The sequence below is a fragment of the Vibrio sp. 1562 genome (assembly GCF_033340155.1).
Classification (GTDB): Bacteria; Pseudomonadota; Gammaproteobacteria; order Enterobacterales; family Vibrionaceae; genus Vibrio; species Vibrio alginolyticus.
On the sequence record NZ_JAWOVY010000799.1, the window covers coordinates 1 to 511 of the forward strand.

Genomic DNA, 511 nt, shown 5'->3' on the forward strand with positions numbered 1-511 from the left:
CACAACCCCAACACCATGGGGTCGCTCACTATTGGCGGGCAATGGTTGGCCGCTTTCTTCCAATCAGCCAGTGCGCGGACAGCGGGTTTTAACAGTGTTGATTTAACGCAGTTCACGCAACCGGCATTACTCATCATGATCGTTTTGATGTTGATTGGTGCGGGTTCGACCTCTACGGGTGGCGGTATCAAGGTGTCTACTTTTGCTGTCGCGTTTATGGCGACGTGGACGTTCTTGCGTCAAAAGAAACACGTGGTGATGTTTAAGAGAACGGTAAACTGGCCAACGGTAACGAAGTCACTGGCAATCATTGTGGTGAGCGGAGCAATTCTCACCACCGCGATGTTTTTGTTGATGCTGACGGAGAAAGCTTCTTTTGACAAAGTGATGTTCGAAACGATTTCTGCTTTTGCAACGGTTGGGCTTACTGCAGGTTTGACGGCGGAGCTTTCGGAACCAGGTAAGTACATCATGATCGTCGTGATGATCATTGGCCGTATTGGGCCTTTGA

Annotated in this window: 1 protein-coding gene; it reads left to right on the plus strand. The window is 49.7% G+C overall.

The features are described 5' to 3' along the window. A partial coding sequence (locus tag R7Z49_RS27740) for a potassium transporter TrkG (protein WP_318112867.1) occupies window positions 1-511 on the plus strand: 511 nt, incomplete at both ends.